A 22,096-nucleotide genomic window follows, 5' to 3' on the forward strand; every position below is an offset into this window, starting at 1 on the left:
CTCGCTTTCGATCAGAGATGGCGGTCGAGGAAGGCGGCGACGGCGCCGAAGACGTCGTGCCGGTTCTCCCGCCGCGCGAAGCCGTGCCCTTCATGGGGCACGCGGATGTAGTCGACCGGGCGGCCGAGGCCGCGCAGCCCGGAATGGATCATCTCGCTCTCGCCCGGCGGCACGCGCGGGTCGTCGAGGCCCTGGGCCATCAGCAGCGGCACGCGGATTCGGTCCAGCTTGTGGATCGGCGAGATGCGCTCCAGCAGGTCCTTGTCGGCGACCGGGTCGCCGTACTCCGCCGCCCGCAGGCGCCGGCGCCAGGGCCCGGTGGTCTGCAGCAGGGTGTGGAAGTTGGCGATGCCGTAGAACTCGATGCCGAGGCGCCAGAGCTCCGGATACTCGGTCAGCGCCGCCAGCACCATGAAGCCGCCATAGGACCGCCCGAAGACGCCGATCCGCGCCTCGTCGACATCGTCCCGCGCGCCCAGCGCCAGCCGCACGGCCCGGAGGTCGGCGACGCTGTCCATGCGCAGCCCGGCATCGTCGGCCTGGTGGTAGGGCCGGCCATAGCCGGTGCTGCCGCGGACATTCGGCGCCACGACCATGATGCCGCGCGCCAGCATGTACTGGATGTCGGCGCGGAAGGTCGGGGTCCACTGCGCCTCCGGCCCGCCATGGACGATGATCATCGCCGGGAAGCCGCCCGCCGGCGCCTCGCCCCGCGGCCGATACAGGAAGAACGGCACCTCCAGCCCGTCGAAGCTGACGATGCGCTGCACCTCCGGCTCGACGAAGCCGCCGATCAGGCCGCTCGTCGGGGCGTCGGTCACCCGGCTCGCGGTGCCGGCGGCGATGTCGTGCTGCCAGATGCCGGGCGGGGTCGCCGCGCCTTCCAGCGGAAAGACCAGGCCGGTGCCGTCGGGTCGCCAGGAGACGGAGCCGATCACGCCGGGCGGCAGCCCCGCCACCGCCGTCTCCGCGCCGCTGGCGAGGTCGCGAACCAGGAGAAGGGTCCAACCCTCCTCATTCACCACATAGGCCAGCCGGCCCTGGTCGGGCGACAGCGCCATGGCGTCGATGTCCTGCCCCTCGGGCGCCACCACCCATTCCAGGCTGCGGTCGGCGAAGGACAGGAAGGCAATGCCCTGGAAGTCCCGCCCCTGGTCGGTCAGCAGATACAGGCCGCTGCCGTCCTTCCGGGTCTTGGCGGCGACATAGCGCGCCTTCCCGTCATGCGGCAGGAGCCGCTCATAGGCGCCGGTCGCGAGGTCCAGCCGGAACAGATCCTGGTCCATCGTCGCCCGGGTGGAATCGCGCACCAGCAGCGCCTGGCCGTCCGGGAAGAAGGCCATGACCTCGCGGAACAGCTCGCCCTGATAGACGCAGCGCGCCTGCCGCGTGGCGACCTCCATCACATGGATGTCCATGTGGAAGCGGTCGCGGGCGTTCGAGGCATAGGCGATCCGCGTCCCGTCCGGCGACCAGGCGCCCCAGACATGGACCACGGTCGGGTCGTCGGTCAGCGCCACCGGCGTGCCGTCGGCGCCCGGAAGCAGCCAGATCTGGTGCCGCTCGTCGCCGCCGCAATCCAGGGTGAAGACCAGGTCCCGGCTCTTCGGGCTGAAGGCCAAGGCGCCGACCGGTTCCGGCGTCTCCGCCACGCGCCAGGCGGCCCCGCCCGCGGCCGGCTGCAGCCAGATCTGGGGAAAGCCGGTCCGGTCGCCGAGGAAGGCCAGCAGCCCGCCATCGGGCGACAGCGCCGGGCTCTTGGCGCCGGGAATGTCGAGATAGGGGCGGATCGTCGCCGAATCCGCCGGAATGGCGCCGTCGTCAGACACGTGACTGCCCCCTGCCCGAGCCGCCGGCCTTCGCGGCCGGCCCTGCGCCCATCAAATGGGCACGCTCAAATTATGGTCATGATGTCGTCCAGCAGAGGGGACCGGCCAATTCATAATTTTCCTTGGTCTATTCCGCTTCGGTATAAATTCTCACGGCGTGAAGCCTCACGCCTCGATGCGGATGCCGGCCGGGCCGGCCTCGACCGTGCCGATGCGGCGGGCGGCCGGATGGCCGGCGGCGATGATGCGGGCGAGCAACTCGTCCGCCTTATCGGCGGCGCAGGCGACCAGCAGCCCGCCCGAGGTCTGCGGATCGGTCAGCAGGTGGCGGCGCCACTCCGGAAGGTCAGGCGGCAGCGTCACCTCCGCCCCGTAGCTGGCCCAGTTGCGATGCGAGGCGCCGGTGACGAAACCGTCCTGCGCCAGCACCTCGGCCTGGGCGAACAGGGCCGGTCCGTCCTGCCGGATCGCCAGCGTGACGCCGGCGCCGCGCGCCATCTCCAGCGCATGGCCGAGCAGGCCGAAGCCGGTGACGTCGGTGACGGCGTGCACCGCTGCCTCCCGTCCCAGCGTGGCGCCGATGCGGTTGAGCTGGGTGGTGCTGGCGATCAGCTCGGCATAGCCCTCGGCCGACAGCACCTCCTTCTTGAAGGCGGCGGAATAGATGCCGACGCCGAGCGCCTTGGTCAGGATCAGCGCGTCGCCGGGCCGGGCGCCGGAGTTGCGGCGCAGCTCCGACGGCCGGCAGGTGCCGATCACGGCCAGGCCGTAGATCGGCTCCGGCGCATCGATCGAATGGCCGCCGGCGACCGGGATGCCGGCCTCGGCGCAGGTCGAGGCGCCGCCGGCCAGGATCTCGCGCACCGTCTCCGCCGGCAGCTTGCCCAGCGGCATGCCGAGGATGGCCAGCGCGAAGATCGGCTGGCCGCCCATGGCGTAGACGTCGGAGATGGCGTTGGTGGCGGCGATCCGCCCGAAATCGCGCGGGTCGTCGACCACCGGCATGAAGAAGTCGGTGGTGGCGATGACGCAGCGCTCGTCGTCGAGCTGCCAGACCGCGGCGTCGTCGCCGGTCTCGGTGCCGACCAGCAGCTGGCGGAACGGCGCCGCTTCCGGCTGGCCGGCCAGCAGCTGCTGCAGCACGGCGGGCGCCAGCTTGCAGCCGCAGCCGCCGCCATGCGCCAGGCTGGTCAGACGGATCGGGCCAGGGGCGTTGTCGCTGTCTCGGGGTGCCAGGACCATGGGGTCTTCCTTTCGATCAGACCGAGATCTCGGCCGCGTCCAGGCTGTAGGCGAAGGTGTCGGCGTCGAGGCAGTCGATCCGGACGCCCGCGACCTCGGCCTGCGGATACATCAGGAAGGGCAGCGCCGGGCCGGTGCTGCCCGGCAGCGCCACGTCATGGGCGTCATTGTAGGCAATCCAGTTGCCTTCCCAGGAGCCGAACAGCCTGCCCCGGGCCGCCGCGACCTTGGGGTCGTCGAGGGCGAGCCCGCCCGGCGGCTCCTCCAGCGCCACCTTGCGCACATCGGCGGGATCGACCGGGACCCAGCCGAAGCCGTCCAGATGCACCTCGGCCCGGCAATGCTGCGCCTTGGTGACCGCCGGGCTGTTGGCGCCAAGGCTCTTGTAGCCGAAGCGGGAGGCCGCGACGCGGATGCCGTACACGTCCCGCGCGGGAATGCCGGAGGCGCGCGCCAGGCCGACATAGAGGGCGTTGAGATCGGCGCATTTGCCGCCGAGATAACCGGTCTGCAGCATCGTGGCGATGTCGCCGAGGCCGCAGCCGCGGACGGCCGCGTCGCGGAAGGTGTTCTGCACCACCCAGTCATAGATCGCGCGCGCCTTGGCGAGATCGCCGTCGGCGCCGGCGGTGATCCGATCCGCCGTCTCCTTGACGATGCCGTCGGTCGGGATCAGCGGCGTGGGCCGGAGATACAGTTGCCGCTGCGCATCGGTCAGCGGCTGCGCCGCCCCAGGCCCCGCCAACGCCACCGCGCGGTCGCGCAGCGCGGCGGAGCTGATCACCTCCGCCTTGGGCGCCGCCTCGTCGTCGGCCCAGACCAGATGCAGCATGGCGGCGCCGTAGGCCGCGTCGCGCTCGACCGTGGCCGACGCCGCATTGGTGGTCCAGCGGGTGTCGCCGGGACGGATCCAGACGTCCTCCTCGATCGACGGCAGCGGCACCCAGGCCTGAATCGGCCCGGCGCCGCCGGCGGGGCGCGTGGGGGCGATCCTGGTCGTCAGCGTGAACCGCCGCCAGTCGCCCGGCGACGGGGCGAAGACCGGGTCGGCCGCCAGGGCCCGCTTGGCCAAGGCGGGGGTTGCCAAGGCGGCGGACAGGGCGACGCCCGCCCGGAGGACATCACGACGGCTGCTCATGGTTTGCGCTCCTGATCTGCGCCCAGGCGCGGGCGGCCCGATACGGCCGGCTGCGGGAATTCGGGGATGACGGAAGACGGCGGCACCAGCGGCCAAACACCATCGCACCACCCTGCGGGCGGCCGGACCGGCCTGTCGGCATCGATGCAGCCCCGCGACGCGGGAGCGCTGGAGTACGCCACGGCAGCGATTAGACGGCGAAGGCGGGCCGCAGGTCAACCGGAGCCTGCCGCGCGACCCGTGGCTTTGCCCTACATGATGGGTCGCAATAAGCTATTGTAATAGCGAAGCAATACCAAGGTATAGGACGCCAACGCCCGTTTGACTTGGAACCGTTCCAAGCGTAGCATTTTCCAGGTCTGGCTCGTCTTTTGCGGAACCGGCTTCCAGGAGGCCCAGGATGGACATGAAGCTCTCGCGCCGCGGCTTCCTGAAAGGGGCCGGCGCGGGTGTGGCGGGAACGACGCTGGGGGCCTTCGGCTTCGGCGACATCGAAGCGGCCTACGCCGCGGCGATCAGGCCGTTCAAGCTCGCCAACACCACCGAGACCCGGAACACCTGCACCTATTGCTCGGTGGCCTGCGGCATCATTCTCTATTCCAAGGGCGACCTGCGGAAGGGCGAGCGGGCCGAGATCACCCATATCGAGGGCGACTCCGACCACCCGACCAACCGCGGCACGCTGTGCCCGAAGGGCGCGGCGCTGCTGGACACGGTCAAGTCCGCCACCCGGCTGCAGACCCCGATGCTGCGGCGCGCGGGCAGCGACAAGTTCGAGCGGATCTCCTGGGGCGAGGCGCTGGACAAGATCGCCCGGGCCATGAAGGAAGACCGCGACGCGAACTTCATCGCCAAGAACAAGGACGGCACCACGGTCAACCGGTGGCTGACCACGGGCTTCCTCGCGGCCTCGGCCACCACCAACGAGACCGCCTACGCCACCTACAAGGTGGTGCGCAGCACCGGTATTCTGGCATTCGACAACCAGGCGCGCGTCTGACACGGCCCGACGGTGGCGAGTCTCGCCCCGACATTTGGCCGTGGAGCCATGACGAACTCCTGGACCGACATCAAGAACACCGATCTCGTCGTCATCATGGGCGGCAATGCCGCCGAGGCCCATCCCTGCGGCTTCAAATGGGTCACGGAAGCCAAGGCCAACCGCGGCGCCAAGCTGATCGTCGTCGACCCGCGCTTCACCCGCTCGGCGTCGGTGGCGGATTTCTACGCGCCGATCCGGCAGGGCACGGATATCGCCTTCCTGCTGGGCCTGATCAATCAGTGCATCCAGAACGACAAGGTGCAGTGGGAGTATGTGAAGGCTTTCACCAACGCCAGCTTCCTGGTGAAGGAGGGCTTCAGCTACAGCGACGGCCTGTTCACCGGCTATGACGAGCAGAAGCGCGACTACGATAAATCGACCTGGGACTACGAGATCGGTCCCGACGGCTATGCCGTGGTCGACGACACGCTGCAGCATCCGCGCTGCGTCTGGAACCTGCTGAAGCAGCACGTCGCCGTCTACACGCCGGAGATGGTGGAGCGGATCACCGGCACGCCGAAGGACAAGTTCCTGAAGGTGGCCGAGATGGTCGGGGAGTGCTCGTCGCCGACCAAGGCGATGACCTCGATGTACGCGCTGGGCTGGACGCAGCATTCCAAGGGTGCCCAGAACATCCGCACCATGGCGATGCTGCAGCTGATCCTGGGCAACATCGGCATCCGCGGCGGCGGCATGAACGCGCTGCGCGGCCATTCCAACATCCAGGGTCTGACCGATATCGGGCTGCTGTCGAATTCGCTGCCCGGCTACATGAACCTGCCGAGGGACACCGAGAAGGACCTCGCCACCTATATGTCGACCCGCGGCTTCAAGCCGCTGCGGCCGAACCAGACCAGCTTCTGGCAGAACTACCGGAAGTTCTTCGTCAGCTTCCAGAAGGCGATGTTCGGCGCGGCGGCGACGCCGGAGAACGACTTCGCCTATGACTGGCTGCCGAAGCTCGACGTGGCCAACTACGACATCCTGCGGGCCTTCGAGCTGATGAAGCAGGGCAAGATGAACCTCTATTTCTGCCAGGGGTTCAACCCGCTTCAGGCCTTCCCGAACAAGGCCAAGCTGGCCGAGGCGCTGGCCAAGCTGAAGCTGCTGGTGGTGATGGACCCGCTGGAGACCGAGACGGCGCGGTTCTGGGAGAACCACGGCGTCTACAACGATGCGGCCACCGCCTCGATCCAGACCGAGGTGATCCAGCTGCCCACCACCTCCTTCGCCGAGGATGAGGGGTCGCTGGTCAATTCCGGGCGCTGGCTGCAATGGCACTGGCCCGGCGGCACGCCCCCGGGCGAGGCCAAGACCGATGCCTGGATCATGGCGCAGATCCATCTGCGGCTGAAGGCGATGTACAAGACGGAGGGCGGGGCCTTCCCCGACCCGATCCTGAACCTGAACTGGGCCTATGCCGATCCGGGCGAGCCGAAGGCGGAGGAGCTGGCGAAGGAGATGAACGGGTCCGCCCTGGTGGATCTGTTCGACCCGGCCGACCCGACCAAGAAGATCGTCGAGGCCGGCAAGCAGTTGCCGAACTTCGCGGTGATGCGCGACGACGGGTCGACCGCCAGCGGCTGCTGGATCTATACTGGCAGCTTCACCGAGGCCGGCAACATGATGGCCCGGCACGACAACTCCGACCCGGACGACACCGGCACCTTCCCGAACTGGGCGTTCTCCTGGCCGGCGAACCGGCGGATCCTGTACAATCGCGCCTCCTGCGACGTCTCGGGCAAGCCCTGGGACCCGTCACGCAAGCTGATCGAATGGAACGGCAGCAAGTGGACGGGCTACGACGTCCCCGACATCTCGCCGACGGCGAAGCCGGAGGATGTGGGGCCGTTCATCATGAACGCGGAAGGCGTCTCGCGCCTGTTCGCCCGCGGCATGATGCGGGAAGGCCCGTTCCCGGTGCATTACGAGCCGTTCGAGAGCCCGGTGGCCAATGTCATCGCGCCGAAGGTGCGGGGCAACCCGGCGTCACGGGTGTTCGCGGACGACTTCGCCCAGTTCGCGGACATCGGCTCGCCGGACTTCCCCTATGCCGCGACCTCCTACCGCCTGACCGAGCATTTCCACTACTGGACCAAGAACAACCATGTGAACGCGGTCCTGCAGCCGGAGTTCTTCGTCGAGATCTCGGAGGAGCTGGCGAAGGAGAAGGGCATCGCCAAAGGCGGCTGGGTGCGGGTGTGGTCGAAGCGCGGCTCGGTCTTCGCCAAGGCGGTGGTGACCAAGCGGATCAGGCCGCTGACCTGCGACGGCAAGACCGTCCACATCGTCGGCATCCCGATCCATTGGGGCTTCATCGGCGCCGCCAGGAAGGGCTTTGGGGCGAATGTCCTGACGCCGTTCGTCGGCGACGCCAACATCGAGACGCCGGAGTTCAAGGCCTTCTGCGTCAATATCGAGGCCTCGTCCGGGCCGCCGGTGGCGTGAGGGAGAAGAGACATGTTCGCCCCGATCCCCAACCCCACCGTCGCCCCGGGCGCCCCGAAGTTCGGCGACCAGGATCTGATCCGGCGCTCGGCCTCCACGATCACCCCGGCCGCCGTGCGGCAGACCGAGGTGGCGAAGCTGATCGACGTGTCGAAATGCATCGGCTGCAAGGCGTGCCAGTCCGCCTGCATCGAGTGGAACGACACGCAGGCCCAGCCGGTCGGCGAGAATCTCGGTGTCTACGACAATCCGGCCGACCTGACGCCGGACATGTTCACGCTGATGCGCTTCACCGAATGGGAGAACCCGGAGACCCAGAACCTCGAATGGCTGATCCGCAAGGACGGCTGCATGCATTGCGAGGACCCGGGCTGCCTGAAGGCCTGCCCGGCGCCGGGCGCCATCGTGCAGTATTCGAACGGCATCGTCGATTTCGTGCACGAGAACTGCATCGGCTGCGGCTATTGCATCAAGGGCTGCCCGTTCAACATCCCGCGCATCTCGCAGACCGACCACAAGGCCTATAAATGCACGCTGTGCTCCGACCGGATCGCGGTCGGACAGGGCCCGGCCTGTCAGAAGGCCTGCCCAACCCAGGCCATCGTGTTCGGCACCAAGGACGAGATGAAGGAATGGGCCGACTTCCGGATCAAGGACCTGAAGTCGCGCGGCTTCGACAATGCCGGGCTGTATGACCCGCCCGGCGTCGGCGGCACCCATGTGATGTATGTGCTGCACCATGCCGACAAGCCGGAGATCTATGCCGGCCTGCCGAACAACCCGAGCATCAGCCCGATCGTCGAGGCCTGGAAGGGCGTGACCAAGGTGGTCGGGCTCGGCGCCATCGGCTTCGCCGCGGTTGCCGGCGTGCTGCACCATCTCTTCGCCGGCGCCAACCGGGTGTCGCCCGAGGATGAGAAGCACGCCGAGGAGCTGACGGAGGAGCGACGCCCATGACCGCCGCCGCCGACCGCAGGCCGGACGATGTCGAACCGGGCGACAGCGTCCATCCGGGCAAGCCGGTGACGGTCGACCGCTACACGGTCGGCGCCCGGATCAACCACTGGATCACGGCGACCAGCCTGGTGCTGCTGGCGCTATCCGGCCTGGCGATGTTCCATCCCAGGCTGTTCTTCCTGACCGCGCTATTCGGCGGCGGGCAGATGACGCGGACGCTGCATCCCTGGATCGGGGTGGTGCTGTTCTTCTCCTTCGTCGGACTGTTCATCCGCTTCTGGAAGGCCAATCTGTGGAAGAGCGAGGACAACACCTGGTTGCGCCGCGCGCGCGACGTCCTGGCCGGGCGCGAGGAGAACCTGCCCGAGCTGGGCAAGTACAATGCCGGCCAGAAATTCGTGTTCTGGGGCATGTCGATCCTGATCATCGTCCTGATTGGCAGCGGCTTCGTGGTCTGGGACCAGTATTTCTACCCGTTCAGCACGATCGAGCAGAAGCGCATCGCCATCCTGGTGCACGCCCTGGCGGCGGTGGTGATCATCTGCGTCTGGATCATCCACGTCTATGCGGCGATCTGGGTCCGTGGCACCATCGGCGCCATGACCAGGGGCCGGGTGACCGGCGGCTGGGCCTGGCGGCACCATCGCAAATGGCTGCGCGAGCTGGTGGCGCGGCGGCCCGGCACGGACAACAAGACGGCTCCCTAGGCCAGCCACAGACGAGTCACGTGGCCCGTCGGGTTCGTGAGGACAGAGAATGAGTGACGATACGGCCCGGCCCGACCCGACCGTGATCGGCGAGGTTGCGGCGCCGCCCTTTGCCCGCCTGCCCGACCCGCACCAGGTCTTCATCGACCGCACCCTGCGCCTGCGGACCCTGGCCGCGCGCAGCGAGATCGGCCCGTATCTGCGCTTCCTGTCCGACCTGGCCGAGCTGCAGTACCGGATCCAGGACGAGCTGCCCGAGCCGGCGATGCCCGACGCGGCGGTGCTGGCGCGCGCCCGGACCCATGGCATGCCACCGCTGGACCGGACCGGCTTCACGCCCGATGCCGCCTTCGCGGCGACCTTCGACCGCTTCACCGGCGCCGCGGCCGAGATCGCGATGCCTCCGGCCGCGGCTCAAGCGCTGGACCGTGTGCGCGGGGCTGGCCGGGCGGAGGGCGAGGCCATGGTGCGGGCGGTTCTGGCCGGCGCCATTCCGGCCGATGCCCTGGCCGAGCACGTCTATGTCGCGGCGGTGCTGCAGGTCCAGTTCGTCCGGATGGCGGCGCGGCTGGACGCCAAGACGCTGGAGCCGGTCGGCAATGGCGCCTGCCCCTGCTGCGGCGGGCCGCCGGTCAGCACCATGGTGGTCGGCTGGCGCGGCATGCACGGCATCCGGTTCTGCGCCTGCAGCCTGTGCGGCACCTATTGGCACCAGGTCCGGATTCAATGCGTGCTGTGCGGCGGCAGCAAGGGCATCGGCTACCAGGAGGTCGAAAGCGGCGCCGGCACGGTGAAGGCCGAAACCTGCGACAGCTGCCTCCGCTATGTGAAGGTGCTGTACCAGGTGAAGCAGGCGGATCTGGAGCCGGTGGCGGACGACGCCGCCAGCCTCGACCTCGACCTGCTGATGCAGCAGCAGGGTGAATACGAGCGCGGCGGCTTCAACCCGTTCCTGCTGGGCTACTGACGTGGCCGGCGACGCCCCCGCCCGCCTGCGCGACCTGCCCTCGGTCGACCAGGTGCTGAAGACGCCGGCGGCGGCGGCGGCGCTGGCGGCCTTCGGCCATGCCCAGACCACGGCCGCGGTACGCGGCGCCCTGGCGGTGGCGCGGGAGGCGGTGCGCGCCGGCGCCCCCGCCCCCGACGCCGAGGGTCTGGCGGCGACCGCCGCGGCGACGCTGACAGCCAGCGCGCGGTCGACCCAGCGGCCGGTGTTCAACCTGACCGGCACGGTGCTGCACACCAATCTCGGCCGCGCCCTGCTGGCTGAGGCGGCGGTCGAGGCGGCGGTCGAGGCCATGCGCAGCCCGGTGTCGCTGGAGTTCGACCTGGCCACCGGCCAGCGCGGCGAGCGCGACGACCATCTGCGGGACCTGCTGCGCGAGCTGACCGGGGCCGAGGACGCTACGGTCGTCAACAACAACGCCGCGGCGGTGCTGCTGGTGCTGAACACCCTCGGCCAGGGGCGCCAGTCGATCATCTCGCGCGGCGAGCTGATCGAGATCGGCGGCGCCTTCCGCATGCCCGACATCATGGCGCGGGCCGGCACGGTGCTGCGCGAGATCGGCACCACCAACCGGACCCACCCGAAGGACTACGCGGCAGCGCTGGGGCCTGAGGCCGGGCTGATCCTCAAGGTCCACACCTCGAACTACCGCATCGCCGGCTTCACCGCCGAGGTCGAGGCGCGGGAACTGGCGCCGCTGGCGCGGAAGCACGGCATCCCGCTGGTGCACGACCTCGGCTCCGGCACCCTCGCCGACCTTGCGGCGATCGGCCTGGCACATGAGCCGACGGTGCGCGAGGCGGTGGCCGACGGCGCCGACCTCGTCACCTTCTCCGGCGACAAGCTGCTGGGCGGGCCGCAGGCGGGGTTCATCGTCGGCCGCGCCGACCTGATCGCCGCGATCAACCGCAACCCGATGAAGCGGGCGCTCAGGGTCGACAAGATCCGGCTGGCGGCGCTGGAGGCGACGCTGCGGCTGTACGGCGACCCGGCCCGGCTGGCCGAGCGCCTGCCGACCCTGCGCCTGCTCGCGCGAAAAACCGATGAGATCGAGGCGCAGTCCCGGCGGATCCTGCCCGCGGTGGAGCAGGCGCTGGCCGGGCGCGCCACGGTCACGGTCCGGGCCTGTGCCAGCCAGATCGGCTCCGGCGCCCTGCCGCTGGAGACTCTGCCGAGCGCCGCCTTGGCCCTGACCCCGCCGGGTGACAGCGGCCGGGCGCTGAACGCCCTGGCCGCCGCGCTGCGCGGGCTGCCGATGCCGGTGGTCGGGCGCATCGCCGACGGAGCCCTCCTCCTCGACCTGCGCTGCCTGGAGGACGAGGCCGGCTTCCTGGCCTCTCTCGCCGCGCTCGCGCCCGGAGGGAGCGATGAGCTGGCTTGACCGGCTTCGGGCCGGCCGCGCGGCGCCGCCCTCCCCCACCGTCGACGAGCAGCTGGCCGCCGCCTCGGCCGCGGCGCGCGGCGGCGACCATGCGGCGGCGCTAGCGATCTGGGGCCTGCTCGCCCGTGAGGGCGTGGCCCGGGCCCAGAGCAATGTCGGCGCCTGCTTCGCCGAGGGGCTGGGGGTCGAGCGCGATCTCGCCCTCGCCGTGCGTTGGCTGAGCCTCGCGGCCGAGGCCGGCGACCCCGTCGGCCAGCGCAACCTGGCGACGCTGCATTTCCGCGGCGACGGCGTGGCGCGGGACGACGGCCGGGCCGCCGCCCTGTACCGCGCCGCCGCCGAGCAGGGCGATGCCGCGGCGCAGGACATGCTGAGCTGGATGCTGGTGGAGGACGGCGCTCTGTTCGACCCGGCCGAGGCGCGGCTATGGGCGCAGCGCGCGGCCGAGCAGGGCGTCGCCGCGGCCATGACGCGGCTGGGCATGCTGCACCACAACGCGCTCGGCGTGGCCCGCGACCCGGCCGAGGCGGTGCGCTGGTGGCATATGGCCGCCGATCGCGGCGAGCCCGACGCGCAGGCCATGCTCGGCGCGGCCTATCATCTCGGCACCGGCGTGCCCAAGGATCCGGTCCAGGCCTTGGCCTGGCTGCTGCGGGGCACCGCCGGGGGCAGCGCGCTGGCCGGCCGGTTCCTCGGGCCTGCCCGGACCGCGCTCGATCCGGCCGGCATCGCCGAGGCCGAGGCCCTGGCCCGCCGGCCCGTGCCGGAGGCGACGCCGTGATCATCGGCACCGCCGGCCATATCGACCACGGCAAGACCGCGCTGGTGCGGGCGCTGACCGGCGTCGACACCGACCGGCTGAAGGAGGAGAAGGCCCGCGGCATCACCATCGACCTCGGCTTCGCCTACCAGCCGACGCCCGACGGCGAGGTGCTGGGCTTCATCGACGTGCCCGGGCATGAGCGGCTGGTGCACACCATGCTGGCCGGCGCCTCCGGCATCGACTTCGCGCTGCTGGTGGTGGCGGCGGATGACGGCGTGATGCCGCAGACCCGCGAGCATCTGGCGATCATCGACCTGCTCGGCATCTCGCGCGGCGTGGTCGCCCTGACCAAGGCCGACCTGGCCGACGCGGACCGGCGCGCGACGGTGGCGGCGGAGATCCACGCGGCCTTGGCCGGCACCGCGCTGGCCGGGGCCGACATCCTGCCGGTCTCGGTCATGACCGGCGAGGGCATCGCCGAGCTGGGCGACCGGCTGGCGCTGGGGGTCGCGGAGTTCGCCGGGCGTGAGACGTCGGGCCGGTTCCGGCTGGCGGTCGACCGGTCCTTCACCCTGCACGGGGCCGGCACCGTGGTCACCGGCACGGTGTTGTCGGGGTCGGTCGCGGTCGGCGACCAGCTGGTGGCCAGCCCGTCCGGCCTGCCGGTGCGGGTGCGGTCGATCCATGCCCAGAACCGCCCGGCCGAGCGCGGCCGCGCCGGCGAGCGCTGCGCCCTGAACCTGGCGGGCGAGCGGGTGACGCGCGAGGCCTTTGCCCGCGGCGATGTGGTGCTCGACCCCGCCCTGCACGCCCCGACCGAGCGCATCGATGCGGTGCTGCGGGTGCTGCCGGGCGAGCGCCGGCCGATCGGGCAGTGGTTCCCGGTGCGCTTCCACACCGCCGCGGCCGAGACCGGGGCACGGATCGTGCTGCTGGGCGACGACCCGATCCCGCCGGGCGGCGAGGCCTTCGTCCAGCTGGTGCTGGACCGGCCGGTCGCCGCCGCGGCGGGGGATCGCTACGTCGTCCGCGACACCTCGGCCCAGCGCACCGTCGGCGGCGGCCGCCTGGTCGACCTGCGGGCGCCGGCGCGCAAGCGGCGGGGGCCCGAGCGCCTGGCCCAGCTGGCGGCGCTGGCGCTGGACGATCCGGAGGCGGCGCTGGCCGAGTTGCTGGCGGTGCCGCCGCGGCTGGTCGACCTGGCCGGCTTCGGCCGCGACCGGGCCCTGGGGACCGGCCGGATGGAGGAGTTGGCCGACCGGCTCGGCCTGGTCCGGATCGCGGCGGGCGAGCAGCTGCTGGCCCTGACCGCGGAGGACTGGACGCGGCTGACCCACGGGCTGCTGGAGGCGCTGGACGCCTTCCACCGCGACAACCCCGACCTGCCCGGCATCGGCTTCGAGCGGCTGCGCCTGCAGTCGCAGCCGCGCCTGCCGGCCCCGGCCTTCGCCGGCCTGCTGCGCGGGCTGGCGCGGGCCGGCCAGGTGGCGCTGGAGGGCGCCTGGGTCCGGCTGACCGGCCATGAGGCGCATCTGACCGAGGCCGACGAGGCGCTGTGGGCCGACATCGCTCCGCGCCTCGGCGGTGCTGCGCGGTTCCGGCCGCCGCGGGTGCGCGACATCGCCGGCGAGACCGGCACCGACGAGGCGGAGATCCGCCATCTGCTGAAGCGCGCCGGCCGGATGGGCCGGGTCGACGAGATGGCGCATGACCATTTCTTCCTGCGCCCGACCGTCACCGAGATCGTCGGCATCCTGGTGGCGCTGGGCGAGGCGCACGAGACCGGCTTCACTGCGGCGCAGTTCCGTGATCAGGTGGACAGCGGTCGCAAGGTCGCGATTCAGATCCTGGAGTTCTTCGACCGCCACGGCGTGACGCTGCGGCGGGGCGATCTGCGCCGGCTGAACCGGCATCGGCTGGACCTGTTTCGTCCCTCGATCGGCGCGCCGCCGGCCGAGGGTGATGGAGGAGAATCGTCCCCGGTGGGGCGTCCGGACTTCAAATCCGGGAGGGGCCGCGAGCCGGTCCTTGGTGGGTTCGACTCCCACTCTCTTCCGCCATTCCGCCGCCCCGATCATGACTGTTGACCCTGCGGGGCAGGATAGACATCCCAACGGCACCTGCCCCAGCCGCTACCCGGCCCGGCCCCCACGCCAGAGCGACCGGCTCGAGGCGGGGACGGCAGAGAGGTCACGCCCCCCATGCATGCATCGTGGTTCCGGACGATGGCGGCTGCCGTCGCCGCGGCGAGCATCCTTGCGGCCACGCCCGCGAGCGCCTTCACCCGCCCGACCGCGAACGGGCAGTTCGACTACCAGATCGGCGGCGCCTACCCCGCCGCGGCCGGGATTGCCATCGTCGACCGCGACCGGCTGGCGGCGCCCGCCCCGGGCAAGTACGGCATCTGCTACGTCAACGCGTTCCAGACCCAGCCGGACGACGCGGTGTGGTGGACCACCAACCACTCCAACCTGCTGGTCAGGAAGAACGGCAGATACGTGATCGATCCGGAGTGGCCGGACGAATACCTGCTGGACACCTCGACGGCGGCGAAGCGCACCGCGCTGATGGCGATCATCGGGCCGTGGATCGACAGATGCGCGGCCGACGGCTTCGAGGCGGTGGAGCCGGACAACCTCGATTCCTGGACCCGCTCGAAGAGCGTGCTGACCAAGGCCCACAACACCGCCTTCGCCAAGCTGCTGGTGCAGCGTGCCCATGCCGCCAACCTCGCCATCGCGCAGAAGAACACCAGCGAGCTGGCGCCGATCGGCGTGTCGCAGATCGGCTTCGACTTCGCGATCGTCGAGGAATGCCAGATGTGGTCGGAATGCGAGGTCTTCACCGAAATCTACGGCAACCAGGTCTACGAGATCGAGTACAGCGACAACGACCGGGACGCCGACGGCAACCCGGTCGACCCGATCGGCTTCTTCAACGCCGCCTGCGCCGCGCGCGGCAGCAGGATCTCGATCATCTACCGCGACCGCGACGTGGTGCCGGCCGGGTCGCCGGACTACGAGTACAAGTGGTGCTGAGCGGCTGACGGCGGATTCGGCCGAAGCCGGGCGGCCCCAGCAAAGGGCACCCGAAACCAGTCGTCGCAGCCGCGAAGCGGACATGACCGCGCCTGGCGCTCGGCCGCCGCACCAGCCAGTCCCGACGGCCACATCGCAGCCCATCCGGCGTTCACGCGCCAGCGTTTCCACACAGCCTCGACCCTTTGGAGGTTGGTGATCGCGAGCGACTACAGGCCACCTGGCAGCGAAGTATTCGGCATCAGCGAGGTATTCGGTGCCCCCGTGGTCTGCGCCTGTCGCGGAGATGGGATCGGTATCGCCCGGAACGGCGCCAGTTGCGGGGGTGGGGTGATCCTCGTGAGCGGCCGCATCGAGTGGCCGATGAGCGGCCGCGAACCGATACCGCCGGCGCAAGACGTGCCGACGGCATTTTGACTGACGATGCATTGCGCCATGGCGGCCGGTGCGGTCGCGATGGACAGGCTGGCGGCCAGCGCCAGATGGATCCATGGGTTCATGTCCGTCATATTTGCACCGCTCGACCCGCTTCCAATTGCCATCCGCGCGCAGTGCGATGTTGCGCCGCTAGCCCGGCGCCGACCCAGCGGTTCCGCCGCTTTCCGATGCCTGTATCCCTGGAGCCTGCCGACGGACCTCCACGATGATCTTCCGCATGGCTGAATGGATAAAAACACAGAGGCGGCGGAACGACGGCGCCACATATGTGACTTGTCACAACCAAAGCGGCACGGACCGGCTCCGGAAGGGGGAGCAGGCGTCGATGTCCGCGGACGTGCCCGGTCGCGGCACGGGTGACCAACGCCCAAGACATCATCAAGAGGCTGGCTTCGCCTCGTTTGGCTGATTGCTGGCTCGTCGGTACCGACGACCGGCCGTCACGTCTGCGGCGACAGCGGCTTCGAGCCCGGCGTGACCTTTCCGGCCGCGCTGCCCTTCCCTGCCGGTGCCACGGCGCCGAAGCTCGATCCGAGGATTCCTGGCCGTGGGTATCGTCCGCTTCGCCCTGCGCTTTCCCTACACCTTCTACGTCATCGCCCTCCTGGCCCTGCTTCTCGGAATCAGCGCCATCGTCGTGACGCCCCGCGACGTGCTGCCGTCCGTCAACGTGCCGGTGGTGACGGTGATCTGGCAGTACACCGGCCTGACACCGCAGGAGATGGAGCAGCGGGTCACCACTTATGGCGAATATTACATCAGCTCGAACGTCAGCAATATCCGCAACATGGAGAGCCAGACGCTGGAAGGTCTCTCCGTCACCAAGATCTATTTTCAGCCAAACGTGAACATCGATCTGGCGATCAGCCAGATCGTATCGGCGACGAACACCGCAAGGGCGTTGATGCCGACCGGTATCCAGCCGCCGGTCGTGGTGCAGTTCAACGCCACCAGCGTGCCGGTGCTGCAGCTCAGCCTGACATCGGACACGCTGAACGAGCAGCAGCTCTACGATTACGGCCTGTATCAGATGCGCCAGGCCCTGGCGCCGATCCCCGGCATCACCCTGCCGACGCCGTCCGGTGGCCGCTATCGCGAGATCATGGTCGATCTCGACCCCGACAAGCTGCGCGCCTACGGCATCACCCCTGCCGACGTGGTCAACGCGGTCAACGCCCAGTCGCTGACGCTGCCCGCCGGCGACGCCAAGCTGGGCACCCAGCAGTTCATCGTCCATCTGAACGGCATGGCGCCGACGCTGGACGCGCTGGAGGATGTGCCGATCCGCCAGAACGGCGCCACGACGGTGTTCCTGCATGACGTGGCGCATGTCCACAACGGCTGGCAGGTGCAGTCGAACGTCGTCCGCGCCAACGGCCAGCGCTCGGTGCTGCTGACCATCATCAAGAATGGCGACGCCTCGACGCTCGACGTCGTCAACCGGGTCAAGGCCGCACTGCCGGCGATCCAGGCGGCGGCACCGGCCGGCCTCAAGATCGGCCTGCTGTTCGACCAGTCGACCTTCGTCCAGGATTCGATCGACAGCGTGCTGCGGGAAGGCGCCATCGCCGCCGGCCTGACCGCGCTGATGATCCTGATCTTCCTCGGGTCCTGGCGGGCGACCATCGTCGTCATGGTGTCGATCCCGCTGTCGATCCTGACCTCGATCGCGGTGCTGTCGGCGCTCGGCGAGACGCTCAACATCATGACGCTCGGCGGCATGGCGCTGGCGGTCGGCATTCTGGTCGACGACAGCACGGTGACGATCGAGAACACCTACCGCATGCTGGAGGAGCGAAGGCCCTTCGACGACGCGGTGCTGGAGGGCGCGGCCGGCATCGCCCTGCCGACCCTGATTTCGACCTCCGCGATCTGCTGCGTCTTCGTCGCCGTGTTCTTCATGCAGGGCGCGATCCGCTACATCTTCACGCCGCTGGCCTTGGCCGTGGTCTTCGCCATGATCGCGTCCTACGGCCTGTCGCGCACGCTGACGCCGATCATCATCCGGCTGCTGCTGCGCGGCGAGCACAGCCGGCGCGAGGCCGGCAAGACCACGGCGCTGTCCCGCGCCCATGCGGCCTTCGACCGCCAGTTCAACCGGTTCCGCGAGTTCTACGCCTGGCTGCTGGCCGGCATCATCCGCCGCCGCGCGATCACGCTTGGCGTCGCGCTGGCGGTGCTGGCGGGCGCCGGAGGGCTGTTCACCATGCTGGGGCACGACTTCTTCCCCGCGGTCGACGCCGGGATGATCCAGCTGCATGTCCGCCTGCCGCCACGCACCCGGATCGAGACCGCCGCCGAGGAGTTCAGCCGGATCGAGGACGTGATCCGGGGCCAGATCCCGCAGCAGGATCTCGGCCTGGTGATCGACAACATCGGCCTGCCGCAACGCTCCTACAACCTGGCCTTCACCGACGGCACCGAGATCGGCCCCAATGACGGCGTGATCCAGATCCAGCTCAACCCCGGCCACCGGCCGACCGAGCAGTACATCCAGGCGCTGCGGCGCCAGCTGCCGATCCAGTTCCCGGACGCGCTGTTCTACGTCCAGCCATCGGACATCGTCACCCAGGTGCTGAATTTCGGCGTGCCGAGCCAGATCGACGTCCAGATCGCCGGCCGCAACGTCGCCGGCAACCAGGCCATGGCCCAGACCCTGCGCGACCGGCTGGCCGGGATCCCCGGCCTGGTCGACGTGCATGTGCAGCAGGAGCTGAAGGCGCCGGAGCTCGACTACACGGTCGACCGCACCCGCGCACAGCAGCTGGGGCTGAACATGACCCAGGTGGCGAATGACGTGAACATCAGCCTCAGCTCGTCGACCCAGGTGCAGCCGAACTTCTGGACCGACCCGGCGAGCGGCATCGCCTACTACCTCGCCGTTCAGACGCCGGAGTACCGCGTCGCCAGCCTGAACGACCTGAACAACACGCCGATCGGCGCCGCTACCACTGCGGATGGCGGCGTGGTGCCGAACCTGCTGGGGAACATCGCGGCGCCGCAGCGCGCCGGAGTGCAGTCGGTGTTCAACCAGAGCAACATCCAGGAGGTCTACGACGTCTACGCCAGCGTCGACGCGAAGGACCTCGGCCGGGTGGCGACCCGGATCCAGTCCATCGTCGGCGACGCACAGAAGACCCTGCAGCCCGGCAATACCATCGCGATCCGCGGCCAGATCAGCAGCATGGACTCCGCCTTCCGGGATCTCGGCCTCGGCCTGACCTTCGCCGCCATAGCCGTGTACCTGTTGATGGTGGTGAACTATCAGAGCTTCCGCGACCCGCTGGCGGTGCTGCTGGCCCTGCCCGGCGCCATGAGCGGCATCGTCCTGATGCTGTTCGTGACCGGCACCAGTTTGAGCGTGCCGTCGCTGATGGGCGCGATCATGGCGGTGGGCGTGGCCTCGGCGAACTCGATCCTGCTGGTCACCTTCGCCCGCGATCAGAGCCGGGCCGGGCACCCGCCCTTCGAGGCCGCGCTTTCCGCGGGCGTCACCCGGCTGCGGCCGGTGCTGATGACGGCGGCGGCCATGGTCGTCGGCATGCTGCCGATGGCAATCGGCGGCCCCGGCGAGGAGCAGAACGCCGCCCTGGCCCGCGCGGTGATCGGCGGCGTCAGCGCAGGCACCCTGACCACCCTTCTGTTCGTGCCCTTCCTCTACGCCCTGATCGCCGGCCTGGGATCCAGGCGGCAGCGGCCCGTCTCGTCCCCCGTCGCGGAGTGACCATCTTGGACCAGCATCCCATCGACAGCCCCACCGGCCACACGGATCAGAACACCGCTCCTCCGGCTGGCCCGACACCGGGGCGGCGGCGGATCGCTCGATTCCTCGGGCTGACGGCGATCGTCGCGATCGGCGGGGCGGTCGGCTTCGGCCTGTGGAGCCGCAGCGTGCTCGACGCCCAGGCGACGACCGTGCGCAACGAGATCCGTGACGATCGGCCGATCGTTCGCACGGTCGCCGTTACCACGGTGCAGGGCCCGAAGATCGACGAGCTGCCGGGCACCACCGATGCCTTCACCAGCACCGTGGTGAACGCCCGCGCGACTGGTTACATCGCCACCCGCAACGTCGACATCGGCAGTCATGTCAAGGCGGGCGACGTCATGGCGGTGATCGCGGCGCCTGATCTGGACCAGCAACTGGGCCAGGCGACGGCGCAGCTGGCCCAGACCCAGGCGACCCTGGCGCAGGACCGGGCCAATGAGCACCTCGCGGTGGTCACCAACCAGCGCACCACGCGGCTGGTGCAGCAGGGCTGGGCCAGCAAGGAGCAGGGCGACACCGACAGCTCGAGCCAGGCTGCCACCACCGCAGCGGTCGCCGCGGCCCAAGCCAGCATCGTCGCCCAGCAGGCCGACGTGGCGCGGCTCCAGCAGCTGACCGGCTTCGAGAGGGTGGTGGCCCCGTTCGACGGGGTTGTCGCCAGCCGCAACTTCGACGTCGGCACGCTGGTCACGGCGGATAGTGCCTCCGGCACGCCACTGCTGTCGCTGGTGCAGACCGGCACGCTGCGGATCCAGATCTTCGTGCCGCAGGAGGACTACTTCGCGCTCAAGGATGGTGAGGATGCCGAGGTGACGGTGCCGCAGTTGCCCGGCCGTGTCTTCCATGGCCGGGTCGCGCGCACCGCCGGCTCTTTGCAGCCAGGCACCAGGACGCTGCTGGCCGAGGTCGATGTCGATAACTCCGATGGGGCACTCACCGCCGGGTTGTACTGCATCGTCCGGCTGGCGATCCCGCGGCCCAGCCCCGTGATCGTGCTGCCGTCGCAGGCGGTCATCTTCGACCAGAACGGGCTTTCCGCCGCCGTCTATTCGAACGGCACGCTGCAGCTGCATCATCTCGACGTGCTGGCCGATAACGGCGCCAGCCTCGACATCCGGGCCGGGCTGAACGAGGGCGATCAGGTGGTCCTGAACCCGCCCGTGAACCTGCGCGACGGTATGCGCGTGCAGGTTGCGGCGACACAGCCATCCGAGATTGCCCACACTGTCGATCGGCCGCCATCCGGCTCTCCAAACGCGTCGGGCTGATATCTCGTGCCAAGTCTCGAGCCAGTCGACCGGGTCTGCATGAGCCCACCCGCCCGTCGGCACCCATCATTGGCCAGGATTCATCCTGGCCCGGGCGATGTGATCTGGCGGATCGCGGGCACGCCGGAGCATGGTCGACGCATTCCCCCTATCGGGGCTTCAGCCGGAAGTCGTGGCCTTCCGGCAGGGTCTGGCCGCCGTCGACGATGATGGTGGTGCCGGTGATGTAGGCGGCGTCGTCCGAGGCCAGGAAGGCCACCGCGGCGGCCACGTCCTGCGGCGTGCCGAGCCGGCCCAGCGGCACCGCGCGCTCCATCATGGCGATGAACTCGGCGCTGCGGTGCTGCTGCATGCCCTCGGTCAGGATGTTGCCGGGCTCGACCCCGTTGACGGTGATGCCGTAGCCGGAGAACTCCAGCGCCGCCGATTTGAGGAAGCCGTTGATGCCGGCCTTGGTCGCGGCGTAGTGGCCATGGCCCGGGCTGGTGACGCGCGGGCCGGTGATCGAGGAGGTGAAGATCATCCGCCCCCCTCCCCCCGCCCGCATCGCCGGCAGCGCCGCCCGGGCGGCGAGATAGGTGCCGCGCAGGTTGACCGCCATCACCCGATCCCACTCCTCGGGCTCGATGTCCTCGATCAGGGTCCAGGGGTAGATCGCGGCGTTCTGCACCAGGATGTCGAGCCGGCCGAAGCCGTCGACCGCCGCCGCCACGATGGCATCGGCATCCTCGCCACGGCTGATGTCGGTGGCGATAAAGCCGGCACCCAGCCGCGCCGCCGTCGCCGCCCCGGCCTCGGGATCGGTGTCGCCGATCACCACCCGCGCGCCGTCCGCAGCGAAGCGTTCGGCGATCGCCGCGCCGATGCCCCGCGCCGCCCCGATCACGATGGCGACGCGCCCTTCCAGTCTCCCCGGCATTCCCGGTTTCCTTCCCGTCTCGAAACTCATCTGCAACGGCTCTTATACCAGCGGCCTGAGATATTGCCCCGTCATGGCCACGGCCCTCCGGATCAAATCCGAGGGCCGCATCTCGCCATGACGAGAAGGAACCGAAGAGTCGATCTCAAGA

Annotated in this window: 14 protein-coding genes, 1 tRNA gene and 1 pseudogene; 11 read left to right on the top strand and 5 right to left on the bottom strand. The window is 69.8% G+C overall.

The annotated features are described in order from the left end of the window. Positions 1–11 precede the first annotated feature (11 nt). From QFZ27_RS33270 to QFZ27_RS33280, 3 genes are all read right to left on the bottom strand, one after another. Positions 12–1,829 carry a S9 family peptidase gene (locus QFZ27_RS33270; RefSeq protein WP_429230749.1) on the bottom strand — a complete coding sequence of 606 codons (1,818 nt, stop codon included), beginning with the start codon at positions 1,827–1,829 and terminating at the stop codon, positions 12–14. A 165-nt stretch (positions 1,830–1,994) separates the two neighbouring features. Next, positions 1,995–3,071: a selenide, water dikinase SelD gene (gene selD / locus QFZ27_RS33275; protein ID WP_429230750.1), complete on the bottom strand. Its 1,077-nt coding sequence runs from the start codon at positions 3,069–3,071 to the stop codon at positions 1,995–1,997. 16 nt (positions 3,072–3,087) lie between these two features. Beyond that, positions 3,088–4,209 carry a transglutaminase-like domain-containing protein gene (locus QFZ27_RS33280; RefSeq protein WP_429230751.1) on the bottom strand — a complete coding sequence of 374 codons (1,122 nt, stop codon included), beginning with the start codon at positions 4,207–4,209 and terminating at the stop codon, positions 3,088–3,090. A gap of 406 nt (positions 4,210–4,615) precedes the next feature. Between QFZ27_RS33280 and fdnG the strand changes: the two genes are divergently transcribed. The 9 genes and pseudogenes from fdnG to QFZ27_RS33325 all read left to right on the top strand — a co-directional run bounded on the left by fdnG (position 4,616) and on the right by QFZ27_RS33325 (position 15,551). Continuing rightward, on the top strand, positions 4,616–7,699 hold the full coding sequence (fdnG, locus tag QFZ27_RS33285) for a formate dehydrogenase-N subunit alpha (protein ID WP_488168141.1): 3,084 nt from the start codon (positions 4,616–4,618) through the stop codon (positions 7,697–7,699). A gap of 12 nt (positions 7,700–7,711) precedes the next feature. Beyond that, positions 7,712–8,656 (top strand): formate dehydrogenase subunit beta, encoded by a 945-nt coding sequence (gene fdxH / locus QFZ27_RS33290; protein WP_429230753.1) that lies wholly within the window; start codon positions 7,712–7,714, stop codon positions 8,654–8,656. Beyond that, a complete protein-coding gene (locus QFZ27_RS33295; protein WP_429230754.1) occupies positions 8,653–9,363 on the top strand; it encodes a formate dehydrogenase subunit gamma in 711 nt (236 codons plus the stop codon). The genes fdxH and QFZ27_RS33295 overlap by 4 nt, the downstream gene beginning before the upstream one ends. Positions 9,364–9,412: 49 nt before the next feature. Beyond that, on the top strand, positions 9,413–10,330 hold the full coding sequence (gene fdhE, locus QFZ27_RS33300) for a formate dehydrogenase accessory protein FdhE (protein WP_429230755.1): 918 nt from the start codon (positions 9,413–9,415) through the stop codon (positions 10,328–10,330). 1 nt (position 10,331) lies between these two features. Beyond that, complete coding sequence (gene selA / locus QFZ27_RS33305) at positions 10,332–11,750, top strand: L-seryl-tRNA(Sec) selenium transferase (protein WP_429230756.1); 1,419 nt, start codon at positions 10,332–10,334, stop codon at positions 11,748–11,750. Beyond that, positions 11,737–12,531 carry a tetratricopeptide repeat protein gene (locus QFZ27_RS33310; protein WP_429230757.1) on the top strand — a complete coding sequence of 265 codons (795 nt, stop codon included), beginning with the start codon at positions 11,737–11,739 and terminating at the stop codon, positions 12,529–12,531. Before selA ends, QFZ27_RS33310 begins: the two co-directional genes overlap by 14 nt. 44 nt (positions 12,532–12,575) lie before the next feature. Next, positions 12,576–14,360, top strand: a pseudogene (gene selB / locus QFZ27_RS33315) (selenocysteine-specific translation elongation factor); the annotation flags it as partial. A 117-nt stretch (positions 14,361–14,477) separates the two neighbouring features. Further along, positions 14,478–14,573, top strand: a tRNA-Sec gene (locus QFZ27_RS33320). 165 nt (positions 14,574–14,738) lie between these two features. Beyond that, positions 14,739–15,551 carry an endo alpha-1,4 polygalactosaminidase gene (locus QFZ27_RS33325; protein ID WP_429230758.1) on the top strand — a complete coding sequence of 271 codons (813 nt, stop codon included), beginning with the start codon at positions 14,739–14,741 and terminating at the stop codon, positions 15,549–15,551. 209 nt (positions 15,552–15,760) lie between these two features. Here the strand turns inward: QFZ27_RS33325 and QFZ27_RS33330 are convergent, their stop codons facing one another. After that, positions 15,761–16,060, bottom strand: coding sequence for a hypothetical protein (locus tag QFZ27_RS33330; RefSeq protein ID WP_429230759.1), 300 nt, complete (start codon positions 16,058–16,060; stop codon positions 15,761–15,763). Positions 16,061–16,536: 476 nt separating this feature from the next. On the opposite strand from QFZ27_RS33330, the gene QFZ27_RS33335 reads away from it, so the two are divergent. After that, positions 16,537–19,713: an efflux RND transporter permease subunit gene (locus tag QFZ27_RS33335; RefSeq protein WP_429230760.1), complete on the top strand. Its 3,177-nt coding sequence runs from the start codon at positions 16,537–16,539 to the stop codon at positions 19,711–19,713. 5 nt (positions 19,714–19,718) lie between these two features. Beyond that, positions 19,719–21,026, top strand: coding sequence for an efflux RND transporter periplasmic adaptor subunit (locus QFZ27_RS33340; RefSeq protein WP_429230761.1), 1,308 nt, complete (start codon positions 19,719–19,721; stop codon positions 21,024–21,026). Positions 21,027–21,174: 148 nt separating this feature from the next. Here QFZ27_RS33340 and QFZ27_RS33345 read toward each other — a convergent pair whose 3' ends face one another. Then, positions 21,175–21,945, bottom strand: coding sequence for an SDR family oxidoreductase (locus tag QFZ27_RS33345; RefSeq protein ID WP_429230762.1), 771 nt, complete (start codon positions 21,943–21,945; stop codon positions 21,175–21,177). Between the last annotated feature and the right edge of the window lie 151 nt (positions 21,946–22,096).

It is taken from the genome of Inquilinus ginsengisoli (genome assembly GCF_050434925.1).
In the GTDB taxonomy this organism is placed as follows: Bacteria; Pseudomonadota; Alphaproteobacteria; order DSM-16000; family Inquilinaceae; genus Inquilinus; species Inquilinus ginsengisoli_B.